This is a genomic window from Caballeronia sp. LjRoot29 (assembly GCF_964252755.1).
GTDB lineage: Bacteria > Pseudomonadota > Gammaproteobacteria > Burkholderiales > Burkholderiaceae > Caballeronia.
In genome coordinates this window covers 34,479-52,428 of sequence record NZ_CAXUPU020000037.1, presented here as the reverse complement: position 1 = coordinate 52,428, position 17,950 = coordinate 34,479, and the positions used below count along the sequence as shown (strand labels likewise).

Sequence of the window (17,950 nt, the reverse complement as noted above, 5' to 3'; positions counted from 1 at the left end):
AATGAGTGGCTCTCGTTCATTGCGAAATGGCTTCGGGAATGCGCTGCGGCACGGCGTTGGGCACGTGATGGGCAAGTGTCGAGTCGGGATTGGCCGATACCTCGTCCAGCAAGTCGCGCCACAACCCAAACCAGCGCTCAACCGTGGACCGCACGAATAGCGACGACGCGTAGACCCATTCGACTTCGTAACCGCCATCAACTGGTTCGACGAACAGCGCCATGTCGAACTTCGATTGCGTCGTCGGTGCTCGCAGCAGTTCTATTGCAAGACCCGGCACACTCGCGTTTTTGCGCGGCAGGTCACGCAGGACGAACAACATTTGCAGCAGCGGATTGGCATCGCGACGACGCGACACGGCAAGTGCGTCCACGATGCGGTCAAATGGCAGCGCCCGATGTTCCAGCGCTTCCCACGCTGAATGTTTCGCGGCGTTAAGCCATGCGTTGAAGCTCGTTAGGTTCGCTCCGTCAGCGTTGGTGCGCGAACGGACCGGCAACACGTTGATGAAAAATCCGATCAGCCCTTCGAACTCGGTGCGGTCGCGCCCCGCTACGTCGGTGCCGATCAGAAGATCGGTCTGGCCTGTCAGCTTGTGCAGAAACAGTTGGAAACTCGCGAGCAACACAGCGAACGGCGTCATGCCGCGCGCACTCGCGAGTGCTCTGACACGCTCGCCGGTCTCCGCAGATAACGTCAGGCGTGCGGTGCCGCCCTCGTGAGACGCGACTGGCGGACGCGGCCGGTCAGCCGGCAACGCAAGGAAATGCGGGGCATTCGCCAGATACGCGCGCCAGAAGTCCTGTTCGTTGCTTAGTTTCGGCGGCGTCAGTTGTTCACGCTGCCACGCCGCGTAGTCGGCGTATTGAATCGGCAAGGCCGGCAACGCAGTCGTCGTGCCACCGCGCCGCGCACGATATTGCGCGCACAACTCATCGATAAGGATATGCACCGACGCGCCATCCGCCACGATGTGATGCAGCACGAGAATCAGCACATGATGCGACACATCGAACTTCAAGAGCAGCGCGCGCATCAGCGGCGGCGTGGCGAGATCGAAGGGATGGTTGGCTGCATCGTTTAGATAGCGAGCAACTGTTTGGTCGCGCTGTGCATTGGGCAATGCGCCGCAGTCGACCAGCGGCATGGGCACATCGAGGTGATCCGCAATCGTCAGCACAGGATCGCCGTCATGTTCGCCAAACGATGAGCGCAAGACTTCATGCCGCTCGACCAGTGCAGCGAGGCTCGCGTGCAGCAGGTTCGCGTCGAGCTCACCGCGCAGGTCCAGCCCCGCGGCCATGTTGTACGACACAAGTCCACCGCCTGCCAACTGATCCACAACCCAGATCCGCTGCTGCGTGAGCGATAGCGGCATCTCATGCTGCCTTTCGATAATACGAATTGCGGATGTACCGTGCGGTTCGGTGGAAAGTTCATCGATACGCACAGCCAGCGCCTGAAGCGTCGGTGCGTTGAATACTGCACGCAGCGGTAAATCGATTGGCCACGCGGAGCGTACCCGCGAAAGCATCCGCATCGCAGCGAGCGAATGACCACCAAGGGCGAAGAAATTGTCATCGCGGTGGATCTTGTTTTGCTCTGGGCTCAGCACCTCTGCCCAGATCCTCGCGAGCGTGATCTCGGTTGCGCCCTGCGGCGTACATTGAACGCTTGCGCCGGTTCTCGTCGCCGTGCGCGCCATTTCCTCTAGCGATTGACGGTCGAGCTTGCCGTTACGATTGAGCGGCAGCGCGTCCAGCACGCGCACACTCGACGGCACCATGTAGTCCGGCAAAACGGCTGCGAGTTGTTTCTTCAGCGATGCGGGTTCGAGCTTGCATCCGGGCTTGGCTGTTGCAAAACCGGCCAGACGCCCCGCTGCCGAAACGATCACTGCTGCATCCCGCACGCCGTCTAGCCCACGCAGCCGAGCTGCGATCTCGCCCGGCTCCACACGATAACCGCGAATCTTGACTTGATCGTCGATACGACCCAGATATTCGATCGCGCCATCCGCCAACCTGCGTGCCCGGTCGCCGCTGCGATACAAGCGCTCGCCTGCCGCGAAGGGATCGGGAACGAACCGCTCCGCCGTCATTCCCGGCCGCCCCAGATAACCCCGCGCGACACCCGCGCCGCCCAGATACAGTTCGCCGGTTTCGCCTGCGTCGACGGGGTTCATGTGTGCATCGAATATCCACGTCGACGTGTTTGATAACGGCAGGCCAACGGGCAAGGTAGCCGCGCTCGGATCCGCGCTCCCCGCATCTTGAGTCAGGATGCCGACAGTCGTCTCGGTCGGACCATAGTGATTGATCACGCGGCACGATGGTTTTAAAGAGCGGATCTTTTCCAGCAGCGGCCACGCCGTTGCCTCACCGCCTAACACCAGCATATGAGCGGGCAAAACGTCCGCGGCATTCTGCGCCTGCAGCAATGCATTCAGATGACCAGGAACAATCTTTAGTACGTCTATGCTGTGCTCGGCCATATATCGCGCGAAGCAATCTGCATCGAGCGTTGTATCGCGGTCGATCAGATGCAGCGTTCCGCCCGATGCAAGCGCGCCGAACAACACGGTATGACCGAGATCGGCAGCCACGGTCGACACCATTGCGAACGTCGATCGCGGCGGTAACGCGAGACGGTCCAGCACTGCGTCAACGTAATTGTTCAATGCTGCGTGAGGTATGACCACACCCTTCGGCGTGCCGCTGGAGCCGGAAGTGAAGATCACGTAGGCCGCTTCTCGAGAGTCGACGGCAGGCAACTGTCGGGCTAACGCATGTGCGTGCTGTTGCGCGTTATCGATGGTCGTCTGTTGCAGGCCATCGAACGCGAATACGGACTCCTTTTCCCGCAGCACAAACCGCGCTCCGCAATCGCGCAAGGTCTGTTCAATTCTTTGCGGCGGATTAGCGGCATCGAGTGGAACAAAAGCGCCGCCTGCTTTCAACACGCCCAGCATCGCAACGACAAACGCCGCCGAGCGGTCCGCGACAATTGCCACGGGCTGTCCAGCATGAAGACCATGATCGAGCAACCAGCAAGCGATGCGTTGCGAGCGTTGATCGAGCTCCCGGTAGCTCAGGCGCTCCGCTCCATCGATCAGCGCCAGCGCTTCGGGTTGAATCTGCGCGTGGGTCGCGACACGCACATGCACCGGCGTCCCCGAGAAGTTTATTTCCCTGCCGCGACTTGCGGCCGCTACGCGCGCCTGCTCTTCAGCATCGAGCAAGTCGAGCGCTGCCAGAGCGCGATCAGTAGCCGGATCATCGGATAACAACGCAGCGGCGAATGCTTCAACCATTCGTTGATATTGCGCGGCCATCCGTTCCACGCTGGTTGCATCGAACAGATCGCCGGCGTAGGTCAGGTAAGCACGCAATCCACCGTCGCGCGACTCGCGCAGATCGAGCGCGAGCGGAACCTTCACGTGCACCTCTTCAATCTCATACCGCGATGCTGTGAGACCAGGCAAACGTTCGAGTGCCGGATAGTCATCGGCGAGATAGTTGAAGGTCGTCTCGAAGAGCGGCTGAGCTTGCGTGTCGCGCGCCGGGTTCAACCGCTCGACCAGCACATCGAAAGGCAGTGCCTGATGCGCCAGCCCTTCGATTGCCGCGCGACGAAGCGCTGCCACTAGCGCCGATACACTCAGCGATGCTGTACAGACGCTGCGCAGCACGATTGTGTTCGTGAAAAAGCCAACCACGCCGTGCGTTTCAGGCTGCTGGCGATTCGCAACCGGCACACCGGTCCGGATATCGGCCTGCCCGGTCACGCGATATAACCACGCGTGATAAGCCGCGAGCAGCACGATGAACGGCGTGGCGCTATGCCGGCTTGCTGCGTCGCGGACCTTGCGTGCAAGACTTACGGGAAGCGTGCACGACATGCGCGCGGCAGCGAGGCTTTCCGCGTTGGCGGTGGGTGAACGATCGAACGGCAAGGCCAACGCAGGCGCTTCATCGCCGAGTTCATTGCGCCAGTAATCGAGTTGGCGCTGCGCGTCGCTGCTATCGAGCCAACGGCGCTGCCACGCGGCGTAATCGGTATAAGCGATTACCGGTGCGGCAATTGTGGAAGACGTGCTCGTAACAGCGGCACGATACTGCGCGACAAATTCATCGACGATGATCTGCATCGACCAACCGTCGGTGGCAATGTGATGCAGTGCCAGAAGCAGCAAGTGTTCGTTGTCGCCGTAGCGCACAAGGCCGACGCGCAACACAGGCCCTTGCACAAGATCGAAAGACTCGGCGGCGAAGCGCTGGGCGAGATTGCGAAGCGTTTCCTCGCTGAAGTCTTCATCGAGCAAGTCTGTTTGCATCCAGTCGAGCGGTGCTGCCGGATGGATCCGCGGCGCATACACATTCTCCGACCCCGGCGTCTCGACAAAGCTCGTACGCAACGCGGCATGATGTTCGACGAGCCTGTCGAAGCTGCCGCGCAGAGCGTCAAAGTTGAGTTGCCCGCGCAAGCGTACGCCGGTGGCGATGTGATAAGCGCGGCTCTGTGGATCGAGTTGCCACGCAAACAGTTGCCGCTGCTGCGCGTGCGATACAACAAGCTCGTCGCTACGTTCTATCCGGATGGTATCGATTGATTCGCACTCCGGCTTTTCAATTGCCCGCGACAGTGCGTGAGCCATTGTCGCGAGAGTCGGGAATTCGAAAACCTGCCCGAGCTCGAACGGCCGCCTCCACCGTTCACCGATGCGTGCCGCCAAGCGCGCCGCCGTCAGCGAACTGCCGCCTGATGCGAAAAAATGTGCATCGGATGTCGTAATCTGAACATCGTTGAGCACTTCGCTCCATAGTGCGGCGAGTTCCTTCTCGAGGCCATCGAGGGGCGCCTGCGGCAGGGTATCGCTTGCCTCCGCACCCACTATAAAGTGCCCACGCTCCCACAGCGCATACGCATCCAGCGTGCGGTTCTGCCAGCCTTGCCGCGTAGCCGCACGCTGCAATTTGCCACTCGATGTCTTCGGCAACGCCGCCGGATTGAGCAAGACAACGGCTACAGGAACCTCACCGCATGCGTCGAACACGCAGCGGTTCAACTGCGCCACGATGTCAGCCGCCGCGAAGCGTTTTTTCATCATCGGCGCAATTTCGAGTGCAAGCGCGGGGCCTTCCGCGCCATCGATATCGGCGGCAAACGCGATAACCCGGCCTTTGCGCGCGAACTCGCAGAAGACTTCAACAGCCTGCTCGATGTCCTGCGGATACAGGTTCCTGCCGCGCACGATGATCAGGTCCTTGCAACGACCGGCAATATAAAGCTGGCCGTCATGCATGAAGCCGAGGTCGCCGGTACGCAGCCATCGCGTTGTGCCTTCCGTGCGAAACGTGGAAGCGGTGACCTCGGGACGTTGCCAATAACCGTGTGCCACGCTCGGTCCGCTTACATGAATTTCTCCGATCTGCCCATGGGCATGCATCTGCCCGCTAACCGGATCGATGATCTCAATCACGTGCCCCGGTTGCGGCGCGCCGCACGCAACCAGCACCGTGCCGGGCTCGGTCTCCGATACAACGGCCACCCGCGCGGCAGACAAAGCGTCGCTCTCAAACCTCGCCGATACCAACCCCGCACCACGCCGGCCGCCCGTCACGAAGAGCGTTGCTTCGGCGAGGCCATAGCATGGATAGACTGCGGCGGCATCGAATCCGGCAGACGCGAAGCGCGCGACAAACGCATCCAGCGTGTCGCGCCGCACGGGTTCTGAGCCGGAGAAAGCGAGCCGCCAACTCGACAGGTCGAGTTGCGCGACCGCGTTGTCGCGCAGGCGTTCGGCACACAACCGATACGCGAAATCAGGTGCACCGGAAATCGTGCCCCGATGCCGCCCGATCGCCTGAAGCCATCGCAACGGACGTTCAAGAAAATATTGCGGCGACATCAGCACGAGAGGAATGCCGCTGAAGACCGGCTGCAACATGCTGCCGATCAAACCCATGTCGTGATAGAGCGGGAGCCAGCTCACGAACACATCGTCGCTTTGCACGCCGAGGCCAGCCTTGATAGCAATTTCGTTCGCGATCAGATTGCCGTGACTGACCATCACGCCTTTCGGCGTTCCCGTGGAACCTGAGGTGTATTGCAGGAACGCGATATCGGACGGTTGCACGTCGTGCAGCGTGAATTCGGTCGTGTCACCCGTCGAACAAAGCCCATCCACCGCGATGACGTCAGCATCCGGCGCCAGCTCGCTGTACTGCTCAGCGAAGCGCTCCTCCAACGCCAACGTAGTCAGCAAGTAACGAATGCCTGCGTCCTGCGCAATCCCGCGCAATCGCGCCAGATGCTGCTCGCGCTTCGATTCCGGCGGATAGACGGGGACCGCGACGACGCCCGCATACAGGCAGCCGAAAAACGCACTCACATAGTCGATGCCGCTGTCCATCAGAAGCAACGCACGCTCGCCCACCGATTGCTTATCAGTAAAGCGAGCGGCCAAGCACGCCGCCCGGCGATCGAGTTCAGCGTAGTCGTATTGCGCTTCACCGGCAGCATCGATACTGATCAAGGCGACCGCGTCAGGACGCTCGATCGCCAGCGTACGAAGACGAGCGGCCATTCCCGCCTCGCCCGCTATCCAGTTGCCCGTCAAGGCTTGCTCGCTCAAGCTCATGACAGGTTCTCCGGCCGGGCACTCGAGGTAAGCGCACGTGCGAGGTCATCGAAAAGATCGTTGTGCCGCACGATATGCGTGTGATCGGCGTCGATCTCGCCGGCCACCGACACCCAGCCCGTCGAGAGCGCTGACCACATAGCCGTTGCTTCGCGTGCGGGGCGATAAGGCTGGTGCTGCGCCCACCATAATTTCAGGTCGACAGGCAGCGGCGCACGCTCCGTGTAGCGGACGATATGACCCAAGTGCCGCTGGAACAACATCACTTTGCTGAGCATCGCGCGCGTGCCGGCATCGTCGAGATCGCCTTGCATCGACGGCCATTTCCTGCCGGCATCGTCGAGCACGTTCTGCAGTTCATGATCGGTTGCACGATAGGTCCGCATCTGCTCGTGAGTCACCGGGGCTTCATCCCCGCGCTCTCGATTGTCATCCGTCTTCAGCATGTGCGAATCAATCAGGCCTACGAACTGAACTTCATCGCCGTCACCCGCCAACACGCGCGCCACCTCGGTCGCGATCACGCCGCCCACGGACCAGCCAATCAGCCTATAGGGCCCGGACGCTTGCACCGTACGAATACGCGCGGCGTAGTCAACAGCAAGCTCGGACAAATCACCGGGCCACCAGTCTTCCGTATAGAACGGGGCCTGCACGCCGTACACGTTCGCGACACCATCGAGTGCCGCGGCAAGCGGCCGGTAGTCCGCGACCAGACCTGACGCCGGATGAATGGCGAAGACGTTCGGCGCATCGGTGCGCTCGCTCATCGATACAACATTCGCAGCAGGGTCCACGCTCGAATCTCGTGTGTCGAGATGCGACGCGAGCGTACGAACCGTCGCATGCTTGAACAAAGCTTCGAGCGTCAAGCTCGCCAACCCGGCTTGAGCGCTCTTGGCGAGCACCTTGAGCGCGAGCAGCGAATGTCCGCCCGCTTCGAAGAAGTTATCGGTGACACCCAGGTCGTCGCGCTCCAGCACGTCTTGCCAGATGCCAAGCAACTGTGTTTCCAGCGGTGTACTCGGCGCGGTTCTCTCGGCGCTCTTTCGACCATCCGGTTCAGGCAGCGCGGCACGATCGAGCTTACCGTTCTGCATCAGCGGCAAACGATCGAGCCACACGAGCACTGACGGCACCATATAACCCGGCAAACGGCTTTCCAGCACGCCGCGAATCTCTGCTTCGTCGAACCGGTCACGATCCCCGACCACGTAACCGACGATCCGTTTCGCATCTCCCTCACCATGCAGCGAAGCAGCCGCCGCCTGCACGCCGGGTGCTTCGCGCAACACGGCTTCTATCTCACCCAGTTCAATGCGAAAGCCTCGCAGCTTCACCTGACTATCAAGCCGCCCGAGAAAGTCGATGCTGCCATCCACGCGCCGTCTACACAGGTCGCCGCTGCGATACAAACGCGCCCCCGGCACACGCGGGTCCGGCGCAAACCGTTCCGCGGTAAAACCGGGTCGATCCAGATAACCGCGCGCAAGCGTCAGACCGCCAATGCACAATTCGCCCAGCGCGCCGACCGGCGCCTCGTTGCCGTGCAGGTCCATCACATAGACATATCGCGATCCATACGGCTCGCCAATCGACACGATTGCCTGTGCAGCATCTGCCGCGCGCGTCTCGCGATACATGCACGCCACCGTGGTCTCCGTCGGGCCGTATAAGTTGTCGAGCCGGATGCGCGCGAGCGGACCGTTGCGCCATTGCGCGAGTGCATCGCCGGGAAGTCCTTCGCCGCCTACCGTGATTTGCCGCAATGCCGCGAGGTCGTCCAAAGGCGGCGTGCGCAACCATTGTTGCCAGTACGCAGTCGGAATCCGCGCGAACGTGACGCGACCATCCTTCAAGTGACGGCTGGTTGTCTCGATGTCCCAAAGCTGCGGACCACGCATCTCGACCTGACCGCCTTGCATCAGCGCCGGCAGCATTTCATGCAGCGCCACATCGAAGTTGATCGTCGACGATTGCAACTGGACGTCGCTTGCATCGATCCCATAAGTACCGATGAAATCGTCCAGATGACGGCTGAGCGCAACATGACTGATCGCCACGCCTTTGGGCCGTCCTGTCGATCCCGATGTGTAGATCACATAGGCGAGTTGCTCTGGATGAATGGCGACATGGAGTGGATCGCCGGGCGACGCTTCAAGTGCGTTGATGTCGATGACTGCACGACCTTCGAAGAGCTGACCGCATGTCGCGATCGTGGCGGCATCGGCGAGCACACAGGACAATTGTGCGTCATCGATCATGGCGCGCAGACGATCCGCTGGATAGGCTGGATCGAGCGGCACGAACGCCGCGCCGGACCGGAGCACGCCAACCACTGCCGCGACCAATCCCACCAAGCGCGTCAGATAGAGTCCCACGCGTGTCTCCGAGCCCATCCCTCGCGCAAGCAACGCACACGCGATGCGGTTCGACCAGATATCGAGTTCACCATAAGAGAGCCGCGCACCTTCGCAATGCACGGCCGGCGCTTGAGGCTGACGAAGCGCCTGTGCCGCGATGCGCTCGCCGACTGGCATGAACGCGTGATTGCTGAGCGCACGTTGGCTCATTTGAGCATCAAGCACGAGCTCAGCCAGATATGCATGATCCTTCGTCGCAATCTGCTCAAGCAAGGACACGTAATGGCCCAGCATTCGTTCGACGGTTTGAGCATCGAATACATCGCGGGCATAGTTCAACGAAACAGTGATGCCGTCGCGCCGCTCACGGACCGACAGCACAAGATCAAAACGCGCCGTACCCGTCGATGTTTCTATCGGCGAGACCCGCAAGCCAGGCAAGCTGAGCGCTTCGCCGTCCGCGCCGTGATCGTAGTTGAACATGACGCTGAAGAGCGGCGTCTGCGTGAGGCTCCGGCCTGGGTTCAGCGCATCGACAACACGAGCGAACGGTACGTCCTGATGCGCCTGCGCTTCAAGCACGCGTTCGCGAACGTGGCCGAGCAGCGTTTCGACGGTATCGATGCCGGCCATCTCCGTGCGAATGACCAGCGTGTTCACGAAGAAGCCGATCAGCGATTGCGTCTCACGCCGGTCTCGCCCTGCGACAGGCACACCAACGCGGATGTCGGCTTGTCCGCTGTAGCGCGCAAGCAGGACATCGAACGCCGCCAGCAGCACCATGAACGGCGTTGCCTGATGCCGTCTGGACTGTGCGCCGATTGCATCGATCACCGGCGCCGCGAGCCTGACCTCGACTCGTGCGCCAGACTGGTTGCGCGAAGCCGGCGGCGAGCGGTCGAACGGCAGTTCGACCGCCGTCAGTTCGCAGCCAAGCCGCTCACGCCAGAACGTAAGTTCGGAGTCCGCGCGCGCTTGTTGTTCGGCGCCGTTCTGCCAGAGCGCGTAGTCGGCGTACTGAATCGGCAAGGCCGCGAGTTGGTGCGTGCGGCCTTGACGGATCGCTGTGTAAAGACGCGCGAACTCATCGAGGATGATCCGGTTCGACCATGCATCCGAGATGATGTGATGCGTCACGAAATGAAGCACATGTTCGCAGTCGCCAAGCCGGATCAGCGTGACGCGAAACAGTGGTCCTTGCTCCAGCGAGAATGGCGCGCGAGATATCGCGTTCACCGTGTCCGTCACGCGCTTGGCCCTGTTTTCCTGCGGGACATCTTCCAGATCGAGCACCGACCAGCCCGGCTCGATGACATCGACTTGCTGCATCGCGACGCCATCGACTTCAACGAAACGCGTACGCAGGCTTTCATGCCGCGAGACGAGGGCCGTGACTGCCTGATGCAGAAAGTCGCGGTCAAGCGCGCCTTCCAGTTTCACCGCACCTGCAAGGTTGTACGCGGGACTCTGCGGACTGAGGCGCGAGAAGAACCACAGCCGTTCCTGTGCCGGCGATAACGGTATGCTAAGCATTCCTTCCGGTCTTGAAGAGAGCACAACCGCTGTCACGGGCATCGCAACCGGTGCGTCTCGTTCGATTACTCGCGCCAGATCTGCCAGCACCGGATACGCAAACACCTTCTGCACCGGCAACTCAATGTTCAACGCCTCGCGCAGCGCGGCGACCGCGCGCAATGCCAGCAACGACTGCCCGCCCATGTCGAAGAAGTTGTCATGCCGGCCGATACGGTCGATGCGCAATACGTCCTGCCAGACGCCGGCGATGACCCGCTCCATCTCGCCCTTCGGCGCTTCCCAGATCCGTTCGGTTTGCTCAGGCAACGGCAGCGCGTGTCGATCGACCTTGCCGTTCGTGTTCAACGGCAGGCGGTCCATGACCACGATAAGACCGGGCACCATGTACTCCGGCAGCATCGCGATCAGCTTTTCTCGCAGCTGCCCAGCGAGCGTGGCCGCGTCCGCATGCTGCCCCGCCCGAGGCGAAACATACGCCACCAGCCGCGCACCTCCACTTCCTTCGTGCGCCACGGCGACTGCTTCGCCCACCTCCGGTTGCGCCAGCAACTGAGCCTCGACTTCTCCCAGTTCGATACGAAAGCCCCGGATCTTCACCTGATGGTCAATCCGCCCCAGATAGTCAAGCTGACCGTCGCCCCGCCACCTCACGAGATCGCCTGTCCGATACAAACGTGCGCCGTTGCCGTTGAACGGGTCTGCGACGAAACGCTCCGACGTCAACCCGCCCTGCCCGATATAACCACGCGCCAGCCCGACGCCGCCGATATACAACTCGCCCGGCACGTTGGGCGGAACAAGCGCCATGCCCGAATCGAGGACGTAAAGCTGCGTTCCCGCAATTGGACTTCCCAGAACCGGCGTAGCGTCCAGCACGGGACCAGCAGCTGACCAGATCGTGGTCTCGGTGGGGCCGTACATGTTCCATAACTCGACGCCCTGTTCGTTCAGGTCGTGCGCAAGATCCGGCTGCAACGCTTCGCCTCCGCATAGGCCCTTGAAGCGCACGAGCGGCGTCTGTGGCCAGCCGCCGGCCCGCAGCAACCGCCAACCGGCAGGAGTCGACTGCAGCACCGTTGCCTTCGAGTCCTGTACCAGCCGCGCCAGCGACGCTCCGTCGCGAGCCACTTCCCGCGTAGCCAGGACAATCCGGGCCCCAACGAAAAGCGGCAAGTACAACTCAAGGGCGGCAATATCGAATGACAGCGACGTCACGGCGACCAGCACATCGTCCGATGCCAGGCCTGGCTTCGTCTGCATGCTGTGGATGAAGTGGCTGAGCGCGTGGTGGTGAACCATCACACCCTTGGGCTGGCCGGTGGAACCGGACGTATAGATGACATAGGCCAGGTTGTGTCCGCGCACATCCACGTGCGGTTTGTGCGATGGTTCATCGTCAAGATTTAGCGTGTCGAGTGCCAGCGTCCGCAGGGTCTGCTCGTTCGTGCTGAAGCGCTGTTCGATGGAGCTCTGCGTGAGCAACAACCGCACGCCGCTATGGGCCACCATGTATGCCAGACGATCCGCCGGATACTGTGGGTCAAGCGGCACATAGGCGCCGCCAGCCTTTAAGACGGCCAGCAAGCCGATCACCATCTCCACAGAACGCTCGACGCCAATACCAACCTTTACCTCCGGTCGCACGCCTAGCCGCATCAGTTTGTGCGCAAGGCGGTTGGCACGTTCATCGAGTTCGCGGTACGTCAGCGCCCGGTTGGCGAACACTAACGCGATTGAATCGGGGGTCTTCATCGCGTGATGTTCGAACAAGTGATGCACCGGCTCTGCCTGCGCAAATGTCTGGTCGTTGCGGCCCCACGCCAGTAGTTGCTGCTGCTCGCGATCTCCCAACAACGGCACCGCACGCGTGTCCGGATGGCTCGCGACTGTCTCCAGCACGGCGACGTAGCTGTCGAGGAGACGCAAAGCCGTCGCCGGGTCGAAGAGATCGGTTGCGTAGTTCAAAGCGACCTTCAGGCCACCGCCATTAACCGATACATCCAGCGATAGATCGAACTGCGCTGTCCCTGTGCCGCCGCTCAGCGGGCTCACTTTAATTCCTGGCAGTTCAACTTGCGAGCGCGGCTCTGCGCTGTAGTTGAACATCGCCTGGAACAGCGGCGTATGCGCGATGCTGCGTTGTGGCTGCAGCAGCTCGACAAGCTTCGCGAACGGCACGCCGGCATTCGACTGCGCGCCTGCCATCCGGTCGCGTACCTCGGCCAGCAACGCACTGAACGGCTCCGTCCGGCGCGTGGCCATGCGGATCACCAGCGTGTTGACGAAGAAGCCGATTAACGGCTCGGTTTCGAGGCGATCCCGCCCTGCAACCGGGACGCCGACACGGACGTCATCCTGTGCGCTGTAGCCTTGCAGCAGTGTTCCGAACGCAGCCAGCAAGGTCATGAAACGCGTGACGCCATGCTCGCGGGAGCGGTGATCAAGCGCATCGGCCAGTTCAGCATCGATTGATCGCTCAACGACCGCGCCTGCATTACTACGTACTCCACGACATACCCGGTCAACAGGCAATGCAAGCAGCGGTTGCTCACCGCCAAGCTCGTGTTGCCAGAACGCGTAGTGAGCATTGAGGGCGGCTTCGTTGCGAGGGTTGCGCTGCCATAACGCATAGTCTCCGTACTGGATCGGCAGCGGCGCGAGATCTGCGGGTTCGTTGCAAATTTCCCAGCTATACAACTGCGAGAACTCGCGCAGCAGGATGACTTGCGACCACGCATCCGACACAACATGAGGCATCGCGAAATGCAGGACGGTTTCGTTCTGAGCGCGTGCCAGCAACGTGACGCGCAGCATGGGCCCGCGTTCAAGATCGAAGGGCTCGCGGCCCAATTCAAGCAAACGCGCGTCAAGTTCGTGCTGACCGGCGATGCTTTCTTCGCGCCAGCCGTAGAGCGCTTGAGAGCCATCAAGTGCGGCGTTATCGACTACTTGCCACGGCGACCCATGCTCTTCGACAAAACGCGTACGCAGGCTTTCGTGTCGGTCAAGCAAGCGATCCAGAGCTTCGCGTATCGCTTGCCGGTCAAGCGCACCGCTTAGATTGACGGCACCCGTAATGGTATAAGCGGCGCTGTCCGGTTCGAGCTTCCACAGGAACCACAATCGCTCCTGCTCGTGTGTCAGCGGAATGCGAACCGCAGAGTCGCGCGGCAAAATGACGTCTGCCGCACGCGCCTCATGCAACGCCAATTCAGCCGCCAAACTTTCGAGCACAGGATGCAGGAATAGCGTCTGCAGCGAAACATCGCGGCCGAGTTCCTGACGAATCCTCGACGCCACTCGCATTAACAACAAAGAGTGACCGCCAACCTCGAAGAAATTATCGGTCATGCTCAGACCTTCACGGCCCAGCACCGACTGCCAGATCGCCAGCAACGCGGCTTCCAGCTCGGTACGCGGCGTCACGCGTTGACGTGCCACCTCAACGCCCGGTTCAGGTAACGCCGCGCGGTCCACCTTGCCGTTTTGCATCAATGGCATTTTCTCCATCCACACCAGCGCCGATGGCACCATGTAGCCCGGCAGACGGCTCTGCAGGATGCGACGGACCTCCGCGTCATCCGCGTCGCCTACCACATAACCCACCAGCCGCTTCGCATCGCCTTCGCCGCGCAACGCTGCCGCCGCCGCCTGCACGCCGGGCGCTTCACGCAGCACTGCTTCGATCTCGCCGAGTTCTATACGATGTCCCCGCAGTTTCACTTGCTGGTCCATCCGCCCGAGGAAGTCGATAGTGCCATCGGCACGGCGACGACACAGATCCCCGGTCCGATACAACCGGCTTCCAGAAGGTCCGTTGGAATCAGGAACAAACCGCTCGGCGGTCAGCCCCCCACGCCCGAGATAACCTCGCGCAAGCGTATAGCCGCCGATGCACAATTCGCCTAGCGCGCCGACGGGTGCTTCGTGGCCGTCGGCATCGCAGACGTGAACCGAGCGTGACGGATAAGGACCGCCAATCGATACGATCGCCTGGTCCCCGTCCTGAGCGCGCGTTTCGCGGTACATGCAGGCGATGGTCGTCTCGGTCGGGCCGTACAGGTTGTCGAGCCGGATGGAACCAAGCGGACCGTTGCGCCATTGCCGCAACGCGTCGCCGGGTAATCCTTCGCCGCCCACCGTGATCTGCCGCAATGCCGCCAACGATGCCGCCGCCGGCGGTTCACGCAGCCACTGTTGCCAGTACGCCGTCGGAATGCGGGCGAACGTCACCTTCTCCTCGATCAGATGACGGCTCGTGGTCTCAGGGTCCCAAAGCTGCGGGCCACGCATCTCGACCTGACCACCGCTCATCAGGGCGGGCAAGAGTTCGTGCAAGGCGACGTCGAAATTGATCGTCGATGATTGCAGCACCTTGTCGGAAGCATCAATGCGATATGTACCGATGAAGTCGTCCAGATGCTGGCTCAGCGTGCCGTGATTGATCGCCACGCCCTTGGGACGCCCTGTCGAGCCCGAGGTGTAGATCACGTAAGCGAGTTGCTCTGGATGAATCGGGGCATTGAAAGCGCCTTCGTCATCGCCTTGCAGCGACGGGTCGTCGGCAACTTGAATTGGCTCGCGACCGCGCAGCAATTCCCCTAAGCGCTCAAACCCCGTGCGATCAACCAGCACTCGCACGATCCCCGCATCGTCGAGCATCGCGGCGAGTCGTTCGAGCGGGAAAGCCGGATCGAGCGGCACAAATGCAGCGCCCGATTTCAGCACGCCAAGCACACCGGCGCCGAGCGCGGTCGAGCGCTCCACACACAAGCCGATGCATTCATCGGGCCGAACGCCGAGCCGATCCAGACGGCGTGCAATACGATTCGTCCAGCGCTCAAGTTCGCCATACGAAAGCCGCTCGCCCTCGCAATGAAGCGCGGGTGCAAGCGGATGTTTCGATGCCTCGCAGCTAAAATTCTGCCCGACTGGTACGAATGCCATGCTCGTCACGACCCGATCCGCCATGCCATCAGTATCGACGCGGCTTAGCGCAATCTGCGCCAACGGCTGATCCTTCGCCGCACTCACCTGCCGCAGAATTTCGACGTAGTGCTCGAGCATCTGCCTGACGATAGATTCATCGAACAAGTCCGCTGCATAGTTGAACGACAGGCGGAGTTCATCGTCGAGTTCGACAGCATTCAGCACCAGATCGAAGCGGGCTGTCGGCACATGGTTCACCACCTCCGACACGCGCAGTCCCGCCACGCCGATATCCGTGTGTTGCGCGCGCGTGTGATTGAACATTACCTGGAACAGCGGCGTCTGCCCGATGCTGCGCTCAGGTTGCAACGCCTCGACAAGTTGGGCGAACGGCAGTGCATCGTGACGATGCGCTTCAAGCACGCGCTCATGAAGCTGGCCGAGCAAGGTCCCGAACGACGCAACACCTGCGAGGTCCGCGCGGATCACCAGCGTGTTGACGAAGAAGCCGATCACCCGCTCGGTTTCCAGCCGGTTGCGTCCTGCCGCCGGGACGCCGATTCGCACGTCCTTCTGCCCGCTGTAACGCGCGAGCAGGACCGCGTACGCCGAGAGCAATACGGTAAACGGTGTGGTTTGGCGACTCGCTGCTGCTTGCTTGAGTGACCGCGCGAGTTCCGGGTCCAACGTGAAATTCACGCGTGCGCCTCGCGCGTTGCGCGTCGTCTGAATGCCCGTGCGGCTCTTCACGATCGGCAGTTCAAGCACGGGCTGCGTCCCGCCTAGCTGCTTGACCCAATATGCAAGGTTCGGATTGTTCTTGTCGTCGCCGGACCACTCTTTCTGCCAGGCGGCGTAGTCGCCGTATTGCACAGGCAAAGGCTTAGACACCGGCGCCTTTGCGTTGCAAAGCTGTTCATATGCCGCGATGAATTCATCGAGCAAGAGCTTGATCGATGCATGATCAGAGACGATGTGATGCATGGACACATGCAGTACGTGAGAGCCAGCCGCTTCGCTCAGCAACGCAACGCGCAAGAGCGGCCCACGCGTAAGGTCGAACGGCTCCAGCGACAACGCTTGCAAACGGCCTTCGAGGGCACCTGTGTCGGCTGAATCGATATCAGCCCAACCGTAGACAGCATCGCCCACGACTTGCCATGCCTGGCCGTCGGCCTCAACAAAACGCGTGCGCAATACTTCGTGCCGCTGAACCACGTGAGTCAGCGCGGCACGCAGCTTGTCGATGAGCAGTGCCCCTTCGAGCCTCAACGCGCCCGACAGGTTGTAGCTCGCGTCATTGGGATCGAGTTGCCACAGAAACCACAACCGGTCTTGCGCGGGCGATAGGGGAAAGCGCTCTGAACGCCCTGCAAACGCTACGATAGGCAACTGCTCGCCCGACATACCACGTTCACGCAAACGCACGCGAAATGCCTTACGTTTTTCCGGCGGCAAACTCGCATACGTTTGAGCGACAGCTTGCAGGCCGCCTGCCGCGGGCTTTGCATCTTGCGTATCACGCATAACGCCCTCCGGTTTCACCGCAACCGCCTCCTCCACCTTCTTGCGAGCCTTCCGCTTCAGGAACGGACAAGCATCTTGCGCAGCGACGTTATGGTCGTCGAGGAAATACTGCTTCCATTCGAGATTGCCGGCATCGCCGTAGAAACCCAGATCAGGATGCGCAGGGGTTTCGTCCCACGTCTCCAGGCGCTTGCGAACCTGATTGCGCGCCTCGCGGCCGATGACCTTGTTGGTGATCGTGTCGACAAACACGCTACGCGGCTGGAACAACAACACCATGCCTGGACCGAGGTTGCGGCTATGGCGTAGCTTGAACGATGGGCACGCGCAGACCACGAACATCTCCACGCCCGCGAACGAAAATTCCCACTCTTCATGCGACGGTTCGGGCTGCTGGTCCGCAGCCGGATCAGGGTCAACGTTGTGAAGATGCTGGAGCGTCTTCCAGAATAGTTCGTTATACTCATCATGCGAAAGCGGGACGGTGTCCGGCTCGAAGAATACGGCGATATTGTTCTTGCGATACTGCGGTAACGAAGCAAGTTCCGCGAAAGTCTGCATGGTCGTGGGCAGATTGCGGATATCTTTCTCTTTGCCGCTGACGAACGAGTAGAACATCTCGCCGCGCCGTTCCGCGGTCGTTCCGAAGAAGCATGGATAGGCCGGATGCATCACCTGCTCGCGCAAGGTCTCGTATGAGGCATCGAGCCACTCCGGCAGATCGATCTCAGCACCGATCAAACGCCCCGCGATGATGCGGCTTTTCCAGTCGCCCGGATCGAACTCGGGTGCGGAATTCGCGGAGCTTACGGCGCTCGCCGTTTCAAGCGATTTTGCCGGACTGGCGGGATTTTGCTGCGTGGTCTCTTCGTTTGTCAGCATCTTCATTCCTCTCGTTCATCACCCGGCTGCACCCCAACTTCGCCCTGACGCGCCCGGCGCAACCTATTGG

At 61.2% G+C, this 17,950-nt stretch carries 2 protein-coding genes; both read right to left on the bottom strand.

Annotation, left to right across the window (positions count from 1 at the left end):
- Positions 1–16: 16 nt before the first annotated feature.
- Positions 17–6,643: an amino acid adenylation domain-containing protein gene (locus ACSQ83_RS29675; RefSeq protein WP_436230593.1), complete on the bottom strand. Its 6,627-nt coding sequence runs from the start codon at positions 6,641–6,643 to the stop codon at positions 17–19.
- Positions 6,640–17,886 carry an amino acid adenylation domain-containing protein gene (locus tag ACSQ83_RS29670; RefSeq protein ID WP_436230592.1) on the bottom strand — a complete coding sequence of 3,749 codons (11,247 nt, stop codon included), beginning with the start codon at positions 17,884–17,886 and terminating at the stop codon, positions 6,640–6,642. The genes ACSQ83_RS29675 and ACSQ83_RS29670 overlap by 4 nt, the downstream gene beginning before the upstream one ends.
- Positions 17,887–17,950: the final 64 nt, after the last annotated feature.